Origin of the sequence: Azorhizobium oxalatiphilum (genome assembly GCF_014635325.1) — a bacterium.
Taxonomy (GTDB): domain Bacteria; phylum Pseudomonadota; class Alphaproteobacteria; order Rhizobiales; family Xanthobacteraceae; genus Azorhizobium; species Azorhizobium oxalatiphilum.
Genome location: NZ_BMCT01000002.1, coordinates 606,469 through 622,629, shown reverse-complemented (window position 1 = coordinate 622,629; position 16,161 = coordinate 606,469). Strand labels below are relative to the sequence as shown.

12 protein-coding genes and 1 pseudogene are annotated in these 16,161 nt (G+C 60.9%); 10 read left to right on the top strand and 3 right to left on the bottom strand.

Features of this window, described 5'->3' with window-relative positions; translation table 11 throughout:
* Window positions 1–74 precede the first annotated feature (74 nt).
* Entirely contained in the window at window positions 75–2,678 is a 2,604-nt protein-coding gene (locus IEW24_RS11320) for a TniQ family protein (protein WP_188578489.1), read from the top strand.
* Between the two features lie 225 nt (window positions 2,679–2,903).
* Here IEW24_RS11320 and IEW24_RS11315 read toward each other — a convergent pair whose 3' ends face one another.
* A complete protein-coding gene (locus IEW24_RS11315) occupies window positions 2,904–3,350 on the bottom strand; it encodes a Ros/MucR family transcriptional regulator (protein ID WP_188578853.1) in 447 nt (148 codons plus the stop codon).
* Between the two features lie 141 nt (window positions 3,351–3,491).
* Between IEW24_RS11315 and IEW24_RS29100 the strand changes: the two are divergent.
* The 3 genes and pseudogenes from IEW24_RS29100 to IEW24_RS11305 all read left to right on the top strand — a co-directional run.
* Window positions 3,492–3,575 (top strand): annotated as a pseudogene (locus IEW24_RS29100) (IS5/IS1182 family transposase); the annotation flags it as partial.
* A gap of 1,398 nt (window positions 3,576–4,973) precedes the next feature.
* Window positions 4,974–7,559 (top strand): hypothetical protein, encoded by a 2,586-nt coding sequence (locus IEW24_RS11310; protein ID WP_188578487.1) that lies wholly within the window; start codon window positions 4,974–4,976, stop codon window positions 7,557–7,559.
* A 57-nt stretch (window positions 7,560–7,616) separates the two neighbouring features.
* A complete protein-coding gene (locus IEW24_RS11305) occupies window positions 7,617–8,057 on the top strand; it encodes a tyrosine-type recombinase/integrase (RefSeq protein ID WP_188578852.1) in 441 nt (146 codons plus the stop codon).
* Between the two features lie 119 nt (window positions 8,058–8,176).
* Here the strand turns inward: IEW24_RS11305 and IEW24_RS11300 are convergent, their stop codons facing one another.
* Entirely contained in the window at window positions 8,177–8,626 is a 450-nt protein-coding gene (locus IEW24_RS11300) for a nuclear transport factor 2 family protein (RefSeq protein ID WP_188578485.1), read from the bottom strand.
* On the bottom strand, window positions 8,623–9,753 hold the full coding sequence (locus IEW24_RS11295) for an alkene reductase (protein ID WP_188578483.1): 1,131 nt from the start codon (window positions 9,751–9,753) through the stop codon (window positions 8,623–8,625). Before IEW24_RS11295 ends, IEW24_RS11300 begins: the two co-directional genes overlap by 4 nt.
* A 118-nt stretch (window positions 9,754–9,871) precedes the next feature.
* On the opposite strand from IEW24_RS11295, the gene IEW24_RS11290 reads away from it, so the two are divergent.
* The 6 genes from IEW24_RS11290 (at window position 9,872) to IEW24_RS11265 (ending at window position 16,137) form a co-directional block, all read left to right on the top strand.
* Window positions 9,872–10,792 (top strand): LysR family transcriptional regulator, encoded by a 921-nt coding sequence (locus tag IEW24_RS11290; RefSeq protein WP_244644310.1) that lies wholly within the window; start codon window positions 9,872–9,874, stop codon window positions 10,790–10,792.
* Window positions 10,793–11,182: 390 nt separating this feature from the next.
* Complete coding sequence (locus IEW24_RS11285; protein ID WP_244644335.1) at window positions 11,183–12,232, top strand: alpha/beta hydrolase; 1,050 nt, start codon at window positions 11,183–11,185, stop codon at window positions 12,230–12,232.
* A 265-nt stretch (window positions 12,233–12,497) separates the two neighbouring features.
* Window positions 12,498–13,232 (top strand): SDR family oxidoreductase, encoded by a 735-nt coding sequence (locus tag IEW24_RS11280; protein WP_188578481.1) that lies wholly within the window; start codon window positions 12,498–12,500, stop codon window positions 13,230–13,232.
* A gap of 42 nt (window positions 13,233–13,274) precedes the next feature.
* Window positions 13,275–14,267 (top strand): aldo/keto reductase, encoded by a 993-nt coding sequence (locus IEW24_RS11275; RefSeq protein ID WP_188578479.1) that lies wholly within the window; start codon window positions 13,275–13,277, stop codon window positions 14,265–14,267.
* A gap of 68 nt (window positions 14,268–14,335) precedes the next feature.
* Window positions 14,336–15,364, top strand: coding sequence for an alpha/beta hydrolase (locus IEW24_RS11270; RefSeq protein ID WP_188578477.1), 1,029 nt, complete (start codon window positions 14,336–14,338; stop codon window positions 15,362–15,364).
* On the top strand, window positions 15,361–16,137 hold the full coding sequence (locus IEW24_RS11265) for an SDR family oxidoreductase (RefSeq protein WP_188578476.1): 777 nt from the start codon (window positions 15,361–15,363) through the stop codon (window positions 16,135–16,137). The genes IEW24_RS11270 and IEW24_RS11265 overlap by 4 nt, the downstream gene beginning before the upstream one ends.
* Window positions 16,138–16,161 lie beyond the last annotated feature (24 nt).

Below are 16,161 nucleotides of genomic sequence, written 5' to 3'. Positions count from 1 at the left end.
GAGTCGTTTCGCCCCTGCGGCCGTTCGAAGGCGTGGCGGGTGAGAGAGCATCCAATGCAGCATTGAGGTCGATCATGACCAGCGAAATCGTGAGCTACGAAGCCCGCGCTCGGCGGATGATTGCTGCGGTGAAGGGCATTCCCTGGGGGGCGCCTGGATCTCGCTCCTTCGATTTTGAGTTGCCCGTTCTGGAGAGCAGCCCTGGGCCTGCGTCTGGCGTGCTCCTTATACTGCTCGCCAATCGCTTGTTGGACCAGACGCCGGGCCTTTGCGATCGCATTTCTCAGGGCAATGCGATCGTCACGATCAAAGTCCCTGCGCTGAACGATGCGCGAATCCTCTGCGAGTATCTGATGGGGAAGGGCGATTACAGGCCCCCGTTCCGCGATGAGGAGCGCGGCCAGAAAGAAGCCGCGACCCCTAAAGTGATGCTCTGTGAGCGGCAGGAGCGCGCTGTTGTTCGGAAATCCCATGCCGACGCTGAGGATATCGTGGCATCTGGTCGCTCGCTCATCGCGATCTGGTGGGACGTCGAAAACGTCCTCTCACCGACGCTTCAGGCTCTGCGGACGCATAATTTGGACCTGCCAAGCCTGGACGTCGAGATGCTGGAATGGGTTGGGTCTTTATATCTGCGCCAGCAATGCGTTCTTGAGGTTGATGACGCAGGCGCCAGAAGCTTGAGCCCGTCAGGAGCGGGGCTTGCACTTGCCCCGGGACTGTCCGTCGAGGCGTGCAACGAGCGCATTCTGAAACTTCTCCAGCAGCAGGAGCCGCGCCCTCAGGCGGATGGCCCGCTTCTGCATGAGCTTCACGGCTTGGGGGATGCAAAAGCCTGGGCGGAGAATCTCATCCAGGACCTGTCTGATTTCGCTAATGGAACGATTGCCTGGTCCGACGTCGACAAGGGGGCTGTGATCAGCGGTCCTCCCGGTTGTGGAAAAACGACCTTGGTGCAGGCGATTGCACGCACGGCTGGCTTACCGATCATTTGTACTTCCGTGGCGAGCTGGAGCTCCCACAACTATCTCTCAGGCACGCTGCAAGCGATGCGAGAGAGTTTCGCCGAAGCCCGGCGAGTCGCGCCGTCGTTGGCGAGCGAGAGGGCCATAACCCGGCTTTGCACGCTGACCGGAGCGTCACAGGTTGAGCTGGAAGAAGCGGCGTTTGTGCCGGTAGGAGCCACTGGGAAATCCTCCCTGGCGGCAACAATTTTCCATCTGAGAATTTTTGGAGAGGTTGTTCGAAGGGACCACATCAAGCCTCACCGCTTTCGCGTTTGCCCCCGGTGTCTGCTCGATGACATTGACCATGGCGAAGGTCCCCGCCTCAGCAGGCCATGGCTTCGTGTCAGCTGGATTCATGAGCCGATGGTGGCTTGCGGCAAACATGGCGTTTTGCTGCACGAGATTGATCACTCGAAACAGACTGTTGCCGTCGACTTTCATTCCATTGTCCAGACCTTGGTGCCTGCCTTGGAGGGATTGGCGCAGCGCTCCGTGACCTTCCGGCGCTCCGACTTACATCGGTGGGTGGAGGCACGTCTGACTAACACGACGGTGCCTGCAAGCTGGCTCGATGATATGCCGCTCCATGCCGTGATCACGTTGAGCGAGGTGCTTGGCCTGGCGGGGGCGCCACGTAGCGCTGGAACGTCACTCACGCCCGAGAGGAAGGCCTCCGCACGGGAGGATGGATTCCGGATTGCTGTGAGGGGACAAGGCGAATTGCATGCCTATCTGGCCAAGCTCCACGAGCGCAGCCAGGGAAAGCCGGTTCTTGGTCGATCGGCCCTTCTGCCTGACGTGTTGAAAGGAATGGAATTCAGGCCCGCAAGAGCCATGCTCGGCCGCATCGCGGCCTGCATCCGCCTAGCAAATGCGTTTAGCCGGAAGGGCAAGATTGCTCATGCTACGTCAATGCGCCTCGAGGGTGACCTCTTGCACCTGCATGAAGCAAGTCAGAGCACGGGCATTCGGAGCGAACATCTCCACGAATTGGGGCGCATCGGGGTCCTCTCGTTGAAGCCGATGCCGGCCGCTGAGGGAAAAACTTCCGGTTATGGTATCCCGACGGGCCAGTTCGCAGACTTCTGGGCTCGAATTGTTGGTGAGGCGACACCGATCGCGGACCTCGCAAGTCGCAAAGTGTCCGTCATAAGGGCGGCCATCCAGACGGGGGCTACGGTCCCGACCCTCCTGGCAACGCTAGCCGAAAGCGGTGAGCCTTGGCGAGGCTTCTCGGGGGAGCGGAGGGCTTCGTCAATTCGTGTTGACGAGGATGAGGTCTCTCGGCTGATCACTGCGAAATTGGATTTGTCTGATGCCAGCGCGGAGTCGACAGATCAGATCATAAAGCGCGAGTTTCGCAATCTGACTGCGACGCGATTGGATGATCTGGTGAAGGCCGGGGTCCTTGTGCCCGCAGCAGACCAATGGAAGCGCACCGATGGCAGCTTTGCGTACACACCGGAAAGCGTGAAAGCCCTTCGCCAGGGCTATGTAGGTGTCGCCGAGCTGAGCAGCGCGATTGGGATCACCGCACGGGAGATCGAAGACATCTTCGAGCAGGGCGGCGTAACGAATGCCTTCGGCATTCCGGGGATGTATGATCGGCTCGCCGTGGATGCTCTCTTTGCCGAAGCCGAATGCGGGCACGGCGGTCCGGACGTAGCGTAGACGATGATCCGACTGGACATCACCATGGCTCCTCTAGTCGGAGGAACCCTCGAGCGCTTCGCGAGAGAGGGGGGGAGGCGTGGAGCCGCTGCCCCCATGAGAAGCATGCAGGCAATGGCAATCCCCAAAAACTAAGGGAGCGCATCCTTGCGAATGCACTCCCTGGAAGTTTCAGGTGCAGGTATCTTCCTCCGATACGACGAACCTGCTGGGGTCGGAGTGGTGTCAGGTGGTCTTACGCTTCCGGGTTCTCGGCGCAGGCTTCTCGACGACAGCTACTTCCTTCTTGCCGAGACCGAGGTCCAAGGCCAACTGTGAGCGCTGCTTCGAATAGTTCGGCGCGACCATGGGATAGTCGTAGGGCAGGTTCCATTTCTGCCGATATTCGTCGGGCGTCATGTCGAATGACGTCGCCAGATGGCGCTTCAGCGACTTGAACTTCTTTCCGTCTTCCAGGCAGATGATGAAATCCGGATTCACCGACTTTTTTACAGGTACGGCAGGTGTCCGCTCGATAGTCGTGGACTGAAGCGGCTCCGCTCGATGAAGCCCAGCAAGCGTTGAGCTGACGGTATTGATCAATCCCGGGAGATCGGCAGCTGCAACCGTGTTGTTCGAAACATAGGCGCTGACGATGTCGCTCGTGAGGTCGAGCAGCGCTTCGCCCGGCATATCAGCGGTGCTCAATATGGCCTCCCATTTCAACGCCTAATAGATGTGATTCACAGTTATAGGGCTCTGGCGACGTCATTTGAGTGCATTCGGCAGCGGGGCACGATTGGGTAGGTGAGAATGAAATTCGTTCGTGCGGTGAGGATCGCCACACGATACGACCGCGTTGCCGTCAACTTCATCGCCGCCGTCTGTATCCCGGCGACCGTCAGCTACTGGTTATGAGCCTAAGTCCCTGTGGATCCACCCATAGTCGTCCTCATTCACCCTTCTGGGCTGCCCGATTGACGCATAGGTCGTGCTCAGCGTGAAATCGGACGGTATGAACTCACGCAGCCACCGTGCAGCGCTAGAAGAGTTGGCTGTGCGCGCCCATGCTCTGAACTCGGGTTGGTTCGAAGTTGGGCCTGTGTGAAGTGCGAGAGTTGCGGGGCCACGACGGGCGGGCCAATCATCTCGCGTTGTCGTTGTTGTCCATGTGTCCATGTTCGCAAAGGATATGTGAATCTGGCCACGAAATGGGTTTTTGGCCCCCCAAAGTTTGGGGTGGGATTTGAAAACCAAATGATTGTGCGGCTTTGAAGAAGCTGACCTTCGAACTCTGAAAGCAGCCCGTCGCACCTCCGCGGCGGGCTGTTTTCGTTGGCCCAGTGGTGGGAGTTCATGTCCGAGGTGCTCGTCGACGCTTCTTGTGTCGGCCGAGTGCGCTTCTCGACGTGAGGATTGTTGCTCGATTGGCATTCTCCTCGACGGCGCCTACATGCGACTATCTTCGGAAACGCTGGGTCAGTTTGCCGCGTGCAACTATGCGCGAACGTCAGTCCTCGTATCCAAGCAAGCTGATACCTCGATGGCCGCGGCATCGGTGCGCTTCTTCAACCGGTGTTGATTCCGCACATGTGAGTTGGAGCAGCGTAGACTGTTCCAACCAGCCATTTCCTCGGAGCCGACGCAGTCCAGGTGCGACGAGGACGATTGCACACGATGCCAGGGCATTGATAACGTCGCTGACGTTTTCGATTGCAGTCAGGTGCGGGGAGACCGCCGATGGCCGGGGATAGACCAAAGCACCGCTCGAGTAGCTGGGGGCCCTTTACGGACGATCCGTGGTCCGACGACCTTGATCTGGTAAAGGGACCTGTTTGGGATGAGGCGGTCGCAGCTGCGCGGCGATCACGTCTTGCGCGAACGCGAGCGATCAAGGGATGGACGCCAGCTGAGGCGCTCACGTTCGGCGTCAGCGATCGCGCGGAATCCGCTCCTGGCAGCTCTGAACAGCCTTCAGGTGCTGCTAGCGTTCCGCGAATGGAGTAAGCCGTCCATCCCGGAGCGCTCCTAGTGCACCTAAATGCGGTGACCTTGTAGCCGTCGCGGAAGTGGCGGTGGGCGAGATCGACGGCGCCCTCGTTGCCACGCTTAAAGTGCCGTCGCACCGGAATGAGTCTCTGCGCAGCCGGAACCGATTGGCTGCGAGAGGCCGTGGCGATTGTGGCAGCACGGCTCTGACCCAGTGTTTGCGCATCAAGTCCTCCGCCGTTGTTCTGGAATGCAAACCAGATAGAACTGGAACCCTGCGTCCTATCTTTCAAGGTGCAGCCATCCCTTCGGGCTGAGTGAACGTAGATGTGGGAAAACTCCGAGCACCTCACGATCTCCGGGTTGGCGCGGCCTCTACGCGTGGCCTACCTCGTGGATCTCGAACGGGACGCAGAGCGTATTCTCGATGCAATTTTTGCGGAGGCATATGGGCGATGGGGCGGCCGTCGCACGCTCGTGGTTCCGGTCCTGGCGACAGGCATCGATAGTCGGTATCTAAAATGGCTATATGTCTTTGATGCCGACATCATCTACAGCTTCGCCGATCTGAGTGACGAGGCTGTTGCGTATCTGCATGAGACGTGTGGGCCGGCGCACCTTATCAAGCATCGTGAATTGAGTGCGAAAACCGGCGAAGTGCTGCGCTACGATATACAGCTGCCAATAAGTAGCTTGCTGAGCCTGTCGGTGTTGCCGGCATTTCGAGCGCGCAGTTGGGGATTTGAAGGTCCTCCACGAGACATTAAGGTGTTGGAAACTTATTGGGACGGCAGCGATACACCGTTTTTGCGGGAGAACTTTGGGTTCCCTTTCATATCTTATTCAAACAGCGAGATCGCGAAGAAGCATCCGGACCTATTCACGTCCACGACGCTTATAGGGCCGAACGCATATAGCGACCCGATGCAGGGTAAGGACGCGCATGCTACTTATCTGACGAGTGAAAGCGACGTACTATCTGCATTGGGGCAAGCTGGTGGCCCCCTGACGCTCGCTCAAATTTCAGATTGGTTTAGTCCGAGTTGGGAGCTCTGTGTCGATCTCAGGGCACGATACACCCACGTCGTTGTCGGGGATTCCGTTGACGATCGGCTGGCCTTCTGGAACGTGTATCAACGTCTCAGTCGGCCATCATTTTGGGAGATCGGAGCACTCCGGATTCCAAAGTCTTATGTAGAAAATGAGCTTTTATTCAGTAAGGTGGCAGCGCTCATTCTACAGAGGGGAATGCGTGGACACGACGGGTGTGTGCGGGTTTGCCTCATGTCATGTTCAATGGATGAAGAATGCCTGGGCGTAATTTCGGATCGACTTAAGAGGAGTGGTATTTCGACCATTGAGACTCTCTCGATTTCTTCGCACGCAGTCGTCGTTCCGCCTCTCAATGACCAGGAAAAGGTCACTCTCCATACAGGAGGAATGTTTGCTGAGCCGATCCAGCAGGTTAGTGCCGAGTTCAGTTCAAGTCGTGCCCCAGTACCCGCGGCTGCGCCTTGGCATATGACGGAAGCGGTTCCCCCTGCTGGTCTTCGACATGGGCAATGGATGATCGATCTGACTGTTGATCGCGCTCTTGATCATGGAAGGTTCGATAATCAACGCGACGTCTGGATTTTTCCTCGTCGGATAAGATTGGAGCGAGCGGTCAGGATTGATCGAGATCCCACGGCGCGTCGTGTCGAGGCGGTCCACTCGCTCCGGGTGATCCGAACGGGCTCTCTCGCGCTCGCAAACGAGGCTGGCGCACCCAAGGTCTCGATATCACTACCGGAAGATCTGGCGGCAATCCGCAGAGGGTTGTGCGAAACGTTAGAATGGGTTCCGTTCGATCGCGCGCGGAGTGACCGTCCTCGAGGTAGGGTAAGGGTTGCGCACGCTGAGGTATCCGATAAGGGAAGATATCTGATGGGCGTGATTGGCATGTTCGACTCTTTGTCGAGTGCTTTCAACGTGTTAATGAACGAGTTCTGGCGCGAAGAGTTGCAGCGGCTTGGCGGAGTACCCGCGGAGAAGGCCACTGACTTGCGGAACCAGCTGATCAAACGGCTCCGCCGCAAATTCTCTCAGCCTTCAGGGCCGCTCAATTTTTCGGACGATGACGCAATTGAGCGTCTCGCAACCGAGGCGCTTCGAGCCGGTCGCATGATTGATCGCGAGCGCAGATACGTCTCCTACGGTCAGTTGAGACGCCGATGGGGCGACAGCGTCGAGGCATTCTTGGCGGAGGCGTCTGACGGGACCGAAGATCCGGATGCTGACGCCTATTACCGTGACGATGATCGTTTAGCCCGGTCACTTCAACGACTGTGTCAATGTGAGGTGTTGTTCCAAGGGCGAGATTGGCGTTGTCCTCGTTGCTTCAATCGCAACTGGATCGGCATCGAAGCACTTTCGCGAACTATGACCTGCGCGGTGTGCGCACGCGAAGAACCTGCATCCGTCAAGGGAGATTGGCAATTTCGCGCCAACTCTTTCCTGGTGGAAGCATACCGTGATCATGGCACGGAAGCCGCGATCTGGGCACTGTGGCGACTTTGGAAGGGCTGGAGTCGATCATTCTATTATGCGCCTTCGCTGCGCCTGTGGCGTGAGAGACCAGCCAATGATCGAACGGCTGACATCGAGGTGGATGCTATTGTGGTGGTCGACGGGCGGGTCCATCTCGTAGAGGCCAAGAGCGCTGCCAAGCTCGACTCCAACGAGATCGACCAACTGATTACAGCATCAAAATTCATTAGACCGGATGTGCTTGTAATAGCATGTATGGATGCTGAGACGGATGGTTTGAAGCGCGCCGTTGAGAAGCTGCGATCCAAACTCGAAGTGGGCGTCGAGGTGCAGCTACTGACATTCGATCCTGGTGAATTGGAGCCCGGTCAGTTCCTGTCTTGAACAGTGACGCAATATTACCAGCGATCTGCGTGATGGAGGTCATAGGGGGCAGGTGACCTGGTGCAATTGAAAATCGGAGGCCTTGTCAGCGGCAGGCAGATCCGAGCGCGGGCGATCGTGATGCAGCAGAAAACCAGCCGTCCTGTTCAGTTCGAACTTCTCCCAGACGCTCGGGCCAGCCTTCTGGCTTGGCTCGATCAGCGAGGCGGTACTGTCGACGACTATGTCTTTCCCAGCCGGGTCGACCATAACGGGCATCTGAGCACCCGCCAGTATGCCAGGCTCGTTGATGAGTGGGTAACCGGGGTGGGCCTGATACGGAGTGAGTATGGCACGCACTCGCTTCGCCGAACGAAGGCATCGATCATTTACAGGGGGACCGGCAGCCCTCGCGCCGCACAGATCTTCCTCGGCCATAGCAAGATCGAGAATACGGTGCGCTATCTCGGGACCGACGTGGGAGACGCGCTTGCCCTCGCCGAAAACACTGGAATCTGAACCCTTGGGCGCCCGTTTCCGGTAGAGAGCCGGACACGGGCGCTTGGAACAAAACTGACGTTCGACGAGGCTGCCTCAAGTGGCAGCTATTCCTGGAACCGGACGCCAGCCCGGCTCAATTAGGCCGGAGTCGGCCAGACGACATCAAGGTGCGTTTCGACGATCCGCCATGCGCCGTCGACGCGGCGATATCGATCCGCGTAGAGCCCCAGCAGCAGCAGCGGGTTCGGATCGGGCTTCGATGCCGTCTCGAAATCGATCAGATAGCATTTGCCCGTCGCAGTGTCCGGCCCGGTCAGCGTGATTTGATGATTAGCGATGGCGTGGAGGAATGGGTAATGGCCCCGACCATCGCGGTCGTAGAGTTGGTAGGCACCGATCAGCCCTGCCTTGATCGCGGGCAAACCTTTCATCTCGCCGACCGTGACGCCAACGACGGCGTCGGCCGTGAACACCCGGTCGAGCCCGTCGAAATCGCCGCTGTCGAGGCAGTGCGAATAGGCGATGCGCAACTCGCGGATGTCCTCGATATTCAGCAGGGCGGCGAGCCGTTGCTCGATGCCGCTCATGCCTCCTGCTCGCTCTTCATCGCGGCGCTCTCTTCGGCCCAGGTCGGGTAATCGGTGTAGCCCCGCGCGCCGGACGTTCCATAGAAGGTCGCGCGGTCCGGCACGGTAATCGGGTGATCCTGCTGCATCCGCTCGACCAGATCGGGATTGGCGATGAACGGGCGGCCAAAGGCGATCAGGTCGAGATCCCCTGTCCGCAGCGCTTCCTGCGCCGTCTCGCGGGTGAAGCCCCCGGCGGCGATGAGCGTGCCACGATAGGTCTTGCGGAACGATGCGGCGAAATCCTCGGGCATCTTTTCCGCGCCGATCGTCAGTTGGTCGCTGAGATGGACATAGGCGAGCGAGCGCGCTTCGAAAGCGGCGGCCAATGCCACCCATGTTTGCGCCTCGTCGACATAGGGCTCCATGTCGAACAGGCGCCCGAATGGCGAGATTCGCACGCCGACCCGATCGCCGCCGATCTCGGCGATGATCGCATCGAGCGTCTCCAGCACGAAGCGCAGCCTGTTTTCGATCGATCCGCCGTAGCGATCCTCGCGCTGGTTGAGCGCGCCGTTGACGAACTGCTCGAACAGATAGCCGTTAGCGCCGTGCAATTCGACGCCATCGAAACCGGCATCGATCGCCATGCGCGCGGCGCGGACGAAATCCTGCGTGATCCTGGTGACTTCTTCGGTTTCAAGTGCGCGCGGCTCGCTGGTCGCAACCAGGCCTGCCTTGCCCTCCGAGTCATAGGCGAACGCCATCGACTTGGGGCCACGCGTCGCAGTCGGCGAAACAGGCGCACCGCCGCCGGGCTGCAACGTCGTGTGCGACACGCGACCGACGTGCCACAATTGCGCGAAAATCTTGCCGCCTTTGGCGTGAACGGCATCGGTGACGCGCCGCCACCCAGCCGCCTGCTCAGCGGTGTAGAGACCGGGATTGAACAGATAGCCCCGTCCCTCGATCGAGACCGGCGCGCCTTCGCTGATGATCAGACCGGCGCCCGCGCGCTGGCTGTAATAAAGCACTGTCAGATCGTCGGGGACGGTGCTTTCCGCACGAGCACGGGTCATCGGAGCCATGACCACGCGATTGGAGAGAGGCAGTCCTGCCAGGTCAGTCGGTTCAAACAAAGTGCTCAAGGGACAGTCCTTGGAGAGAAGGATGGCGACTGGGCGCCGTGATGTTGTTGCTCTATCCCTATTCCGGGGGCGCGATAATAGGCTTGCGCAGCCAATCATTCCGTCCCACAGTTCCATAATGATGGAGCAGGAGCGATTTGTCGGTCTCACGGAATTCGTGGCTTCGGTGCGGTTCGGCAGCTTCACCGCAGCGGCTGCGCAGCTTGGCGTGACCGGATCGGCGATCGGAAAAAGCGTATCGCGGCTGGAAGCCCGGCTTGGCATCAAGTTGATCCACCGCACGACGCGCCGACTAACCCTCACCAACGAGGGGCAGGAATATCATGAGGCGTGCCTGCGCATTCTCGAACAGCTCGAAACCGTCGAGACGGGGATCACGACAGGGCGGGAAAATCCGGTTGGCACCGTGCGGTTGAGCCTGCCCGGTGCGTTCGGCAGGCGACATGTGATGCCGGTGCTCATGCAACTGGCCAACCAGCACCGGCATCTCGATCTCGCAGTGATATTCACTGAACGGACGTCGAACATCATCGATGAGAATATCGATCTGGCAGTCCGGATCGGCATGTTGGGCAATGACACTGATCTCGTGGCAAAGCGGCTCGGCACGCAAAAGCTGCTGATCTGCGCCTCTCCCGACTATCTCGCGCGCTGCGGTGCGCCGTCGTCGGCCGAGGATCTGGTCCATCACGACTGCATCATCGGATGGCGCCGTGTGCCGAGGCCAGTTTGGCTGCTTAAAGATGCGGCGGGCGGTCTCGTGCCGCAGGAGATCAAGGTGCGCCACGAATTCAGCGATGGCGAGGCAATGGTGCAGGCTGTACTCGCAGGGGGCGGACTTTGCCAGCTACCGACCTGGCTGATCGCCGATCACCTTGCCGTCGGCGCACTCATACCCGTCCTGGAAGAGTTCGCGGGCGCTGAGATGCCAATACACGCGGTTTGGCCGACGTCCCGCTATCTCCAGCCCAAGCTGAGGGTCATCATCGATGCCCTGTTTCGGGCTGCTCAACAAAGCGGATCCGGCTTCCAACCATGAAATCGGCATGGAGGTGAAGACTACTTCCAATCCGTGGAACTACTGCATTTATCATGACCGTCATCTCCCTCCATTAGAGTAGGCGATCCTGAAATTCCCCTCGAGTTGACCTAACGGCCTTCCGTTTGGGTCAATATTCGACCATGCCATTGCATGATGGGCAATGCCCGAGTTGGGTCGGCGTAGGGCGGGCAGCAGCCGGCCGAGAGCGAAGCTGCGGATGGCCAGCGGCCGTGTCGTGCGCAACTAATTGATTAGCTCAGCTACTTGGTCCTATCCGATTAAGGTGGCTACTGACGAGGCAAGGTTGGCGGTACCTTTGGCCCAATATAAATCGGCCACACGGGAGCCCCTACCTTGTCGATCTTGCGCGCCCTTGCAGTGTCCCTTCTGGTGTCCGTTCCCTCTGCCGTGTCCCTAACGGCGGCGGCAGGAGAGGTCGCCAAGTCGGAGCCTCTCGTGATCGAAGCCCAGGGCAGCTTTGCCGTGGGCGGGAGTGTTATCGCGACGCCCGGGACCTACGCCAACGATCAGCCGACGGCGGCAGGGCAGACACTGCACGGCGACCATCTCTATGCCTTTTACCAGGTGCCGACGCAGCCGAAGGCACTGCCGATCGTGATGCTGCACGGAGCCTTCCAGTCGGGCCGGAGTTGGGAGACCACTCCGGACGGCCGCGAGGGGTTCCAGACGCTATTCCTGCGCCGACACTTCCCGGTCTATGTGGTCGACCAGCCCCGTCGGGGCCGGGCTGGCAACAGCACGGTTGAAATGAAGATCGAGCCGGTCCCCTACGACCAATTGTTCTTCGACCAGTTTCGCCTCGGTATCTGGCCGAAATATTTCGATGACGTGCAGTTCGATCGCCGGCCCGAGGCCCTGAACCAGTTTTTCCGTTCCGTGACGCCGAACACCGGGCCCTACGATGCGCAGGTGATCGCTTCCTCCATGTCGGATCTGTTCTCCCGGATCGGCCAGGGGATCCTCTTCACCCATTCGCAGGGCGGCGGGCCGGGCTGGCTGACCGCGATCCGGAACCCGAACGTGAAGGCCGTGGTCGCGTTCGAGCCGGGAAGCGGCTTCGTCTTCCCTGAAGGCGAGGCCCCCGCCACCATGCCCAGCGCGGCGGGGCCGCTGCCCGCCGAGACAGTCCCGCTGGCCGACTTCCAGAGGCTCACCCGCATTCCGATCGTCATCTATTACGGAGACAATATCCCGACCGAGCCGACGACGCGGCGCGGCGAGGACAACTGGCGCGTCCGGCTGGCAATGGCGCGGTTGTTCGTAAAAGCGATCAATGCCCACGGCGGGGATGCACGTCTTGTGCACCTGCCCGAGATCGGCATTCGTGGCAATACGCACTTCATGTTCTCCGACCTGAACAATGTCCAAATCGCCGATCAGGTGGCCGGCTTTCTTGCCGAAAAGAAGCTGGATTGACCTCGTCCGTCGAGGATGCGGGTGACATGCACGACCGGAGGCAAGCACGGTCGGGAGTCTCCTCGCGGTGTCCGCCTTCGGTCTCGGCTGCGTGGGGCTCAGTCATTGCAACGGCCCCCCGACCGAATGCGCGGGCGCCATCCGGCATTCACGCGCCGACATCAGTCCCGTGGAGCGGTGTTCCGTAAACCTCCAGTCCCGGGTCGGACGCCGAAGCAGATTGCCGGAGCGCAAGACAACACAAAGTCAGTGGGATGCACACGTCATGGAAATGCAGAAACTCGGCGGGAAGGTCGCCGTCGTCACCGGTGCCTCGAGCGGGATCGGAGAAGCCACGGCCCGGCTCCTGGTAAAGGAGGGCGTGCACGTCGTTCTCGTCGCGCGCCGGAACGAGCGGATCGCTGAGTTGGCCAAGGAGTTTGGTGCACTTGCCACGCCCGTCGTTGCCGACGTCACCGATGCAGCGCAAGTCTCCGAGGTCTTCGCGCTCGTGAAGGAGCAGTTCGGCGGCCTTGACCTCTTGTTCAACAATGCGGGCTTCGGGGTCTTCGACACCTTCATGGACAGCAAGCCGGCTGACTGGCGGGGCATGGTCGAGACCAACCTGCTCGGCTTGCTTGCCTGCACCCAGGCCGCCGTTCCGCTGCTGCGGGGGCGACCGGGTTCGATGATCGCGTCCGTATCGAGCACCGGCGGGCGCTATGGTGTCCCGGGCTGGGCGGTCTATTGCGCCACCAAGTTCGCAGTGGTGGGCTTCCACGAGGCGTTGCGCAAAGAACTTGGCGCCGACGGCATTCGGGTCACCGTGATCGAACCCGGCGCCGTGTGGACGGAGTTCGGTCACAACGTGCCCAAGGAGGCTCTGCGCGATCGTCGCCAGAGCCTCGATGCCCTGACCCCGGACGATGTCGCGCAGTCGCTGGTCTATGCGTTCGCGCAGCATCCCCGGGTTCTAGTCCAGGAAATTCTCGTCAGGCCGGTGAAGCAGGTGGAGCCTTGATCCCCACCCACCGCCAGATGTGCTGAAGAGTGGAGAATGAAGATGAAGACACGTATCCTGGGCGAAGGCCTCGAGGTGTCGGCCCTCGGGCTTGGTTGCATGGGTATGACCGCGGTCTACGGACCGGCGGGCGACAAGAACGAGATGATCAAGCTCGTCCGCGACGCCCATGAACGCGGCGTGACGATGTTCGATACCGCGGAGGCGTACGGCCCATTCGCGAATGAGGACCTGGTCGGCGAGGCGCTGGCGCCGATCCGCGACAAGGTGGTGATCGCCACCAAATTCGGCTTCGACATCAATCTGGAGACCGGCGAGCGTAACGGAGGCACCAACAGCCGTCCCGACCATATCCTGGCGGTCACGGATGCGGCGTTGAAGCGCCTCAGGACCGACCACATCGATCTGCTCTACCAGCACCGTGTGGATCCGGCTGTGCCGATCGAGGACGTGGCCGGCGCGGTGAAGGAACTCATCGCCGCGGGCAAGGTGAGGCATTTCGGCATGTCGGAGGCCTCTGTCGGCACCATCCGTCGCGCCCATGCCGTACAGCCGGTCACGGCGGTTCAGAGCGAGTACTCGCTGTTCTGGCGCGGCCCCGAGGCCGAATTGCTTCCGGCGCTTGAGGAACTGGGAATTGGCTTCGTGCCGTTCAGCCCGCTCGGAGCCGGTTTCCTGACCGGCAAGATCGACGAGACCACCACGTTCGACGCCAACGACTTCCGTAATTTCGTGCCGCGTTTCTCGCCCGAGGCGCGAAAGGCCAATCTCGCACTGGTCGAGGTGGTCAAGGCGGTGGCGGGCCGCAAGGCGGCGACACCCGCACAGGTCGCGCTGGCGTGGCTGCTGGCGCAGAAGCCCTGGATCGTGCCGATTCCGGGCACCACGAAGCTGCACCGGCTGGAGGAAAATCTTGGCGCGGTCGAACTGGAGTTGAGCGCCGACGATCTCGCCGAAATCGATGCGGGGGTCTCCGGAATCACGGTTCAGGGTGAGAGGTTGCCCGAGCCCGTGCTCAAGATGACCGGCCTCTGAGCTCACCCGCACGGCCGACCTGTTCAGGTGGGCCGTGCGGCTACCGGTTCCGCTCATCGAGGGTTGCCATGACGTTTCAGCGGCTGTCGGTGTTGGCTCTGGCTACGCTCCTGATGGTTTCGCCCGTTGCGGTGTATGCGGGCGAGCGCATCGCGCCCATCCGAAAGGCCGCCATGACACCATCCGGACCAGCCTGCACGCGCGGGCACCTGTCCGCGGACAGCACGATCGGCGATCTGCTCGATCATCCCGCCTTCGCGGGCTTCGCGCCCTTGCTGCTGCCGCGTGACGATGTTGCGTATCGCATTGACATGCCGTTGCACGACGTGGGTGCACTGATGCCCTACCACAGCCACGTGGAACCGGACGTGGTCGTAGCGGCGCTCAACCGCATGATTGACGCCGCCTGTGCGGGCGAGACGTTGTTCTTGCCCTTCTACAGTGAGGCGGACCGGCGCTCGGATCCGGCGAAGGCCGGGACCGGTCTGTTCGTGTTCCGGGGGCGTCCGGGAGCACCGTTCGCCGTCGTTGCGCCGGGTGGCGGCTTTGCCTACGTGGGATCGCTGCATGAGGGCTTTCCCTATGCCACCGCCATCACCGACGAGGGCTACAACGCTTTCGTGTTGCGTTACCGGGTCGGACAGGGTGGCCGGCCGGCCACCGAGGATCTGGCAGCGGCGGTCTCCTTCATCCGGCGCAATGCAGCAAGCCTCAAGGTGAACCCCGACGGATATTCGCTCTGGGGGAGTTCGGCAGGGGCGAGGATGGCGGCCTCGATCGGCTCCCATGGTCTGGATGCCTTCGGCGGCGGGCCGGGCCCAAAGCCGTCCGCAGTGATCATGGCCTATACGGCCCATTCCGATGTCTCCGGCCACGAGCCTCCGACCTTCGTCGTCGTCGGGGACATGGACGGGATTGCTCCGCCGGCGACGATGGAGCGCCGGGTGGCCGCCCTGCGTCGGGCCGGTGGCGTGGTCGAATATCATCGATACCCGGGGGTCGCACACGGTTTCGGCACCGGCGTGGGCACAAGCGCGGCGGGCTGGCTCGGCGAGGCCATCGCATTCTGGGGCCGCTTTCATGACGGAAAGGAATGACGATGGACAACCGGCTTGAAGTGCTCGTCGTCGGTGCGACCGGCAGCATCGGCCGCCATGTGGTGGAAGAGGCGCTGCGCGCGGGACATCGGGTTCGTGCATTGGTCCGCAACGGCGCGGGCGCGCGGCTGCCCGGCGAGGCGGACATTTGCGTGGGTGATCTCACGCGCCCCGAAACATTGTCGGACGCCGTGGCGGACATCACCGGCGTGGTGTTCGTGCACGGAACCTATGGAAGCAATGCCGCGGCCGAGGCGGTGGACTATGGCGGCGTACGCAACGTGTTGGAGGCGTTGCGGGGACGACCAGTAACCGTCGCCCTGATGACCGCCATCGGTGTAACCGATCGGAAAGGCGCTCATGACTGGAAACGTCGCGCCGAACGCCTGGTGCGAGCCAGCGGTGGACCCTACACGATCGTGCGCCCAGGCTGGTTTGACTATAACACCCCTGACCAGCGCCACCTGGCGTTCCTGCAAGGAGATACCCGCCAGTCCGGCTCTCCCCGGGATGGTGTCATCGCGCGCGCACAGGTCGCCAAGGTCCTTGTGGCGGCGCTCACGTCGTCGGCAGCACACGGCAAGACGCTCGAATTGGTCGCGGTGGCCGGCGAGGCACAGGTTAAGCTCGACGACATGTTCCGGAATCTTGATATCGATGCCGAAGCCGGCCTCGATGGTGCGCACGATGCGAAGAACATGCCGCTGGACCGGGAGCCGGGTGAGGTTTTGAGCGATCTCGATCGCACGAGGCGCAGCCGCCGGTACCCCTAAGGCATTCATTAGCGGTTGTAATGA